Origin of the sequence: Psychrobacter sp. Rd 27.2 (genome assembly GCF_001921755.1) — a bacterium.
Taxonomy (GTDB): Bacteria; Pseudomonadota; Gammaproteobacteria; order Pseudomonadales; family Moraxellaceae; genus Psychrobacter; species Psychrobacter celer.
Genome location: NZ_MRYB01000061.1, coordinates 1 through 554, shown reverse-complemented (window position 1 = coordinate 554; position 554 = coordinate 1). Strand labels below are relative to the sequence as shown.

General features: G+C 39.5%; 1 protein-coding gene. It reads left to right on the top strand.

Annotated elements, in window-relative coordinates; genetic code table 11:
* The coding region (locus BTV99_RS13495) for a restriction endonuclease subunit S (protein ID WP_178377969.1) at nucleotides 1-554 on the top strand (554 nt) is incomplete at both ends.

Genomic DNA, 554 nt, shown 5'->3' with positions numbered 1-554 from the left:
GATAAGGGAGATATCGGTAATAAGAAGCCTGAGGATCTTTCTAAATGTAAGATCGTGAAAAAGGGTCAGTTAGTTATTAATAGCATGAACTATTCAATTGGTTCTTACGGTATGTCCCCCTACAATGGTGTGTGCAGCTCCGTTTATATAATCTTAGAGCCAAAGAAGAATTTACTTAACAGGTATGGTTTACGTGTATTTGAAAACTCTGCTTTTCAGAAGCATCTAGCTACATTTGGCAATGGAATACTAGCTCATAGAGCTGCTATAGGTTGGGATGATATCAAAGGTGAGTATATTCCTTTAGCTCCAAAAGATGAGCAAGAAAAAATACTACAATTTCTTGACCACGAAACCAACCAAATCGATACCCTAATCGAAAAACAGCAAACCCTTATCCAACTGTTAAAAGAAAAGCGCCAAGCCGTTATTAGTCATGCCGTGACCAAAGGCTTAAACCCTGATGCGCCGATGAAAGATTCGGGCGTTGAGTGGCTTGGGGAAGTGCCTGAGCATTGGATAGTAACTAAATTCAGTCATTGTGCTCAAATAAG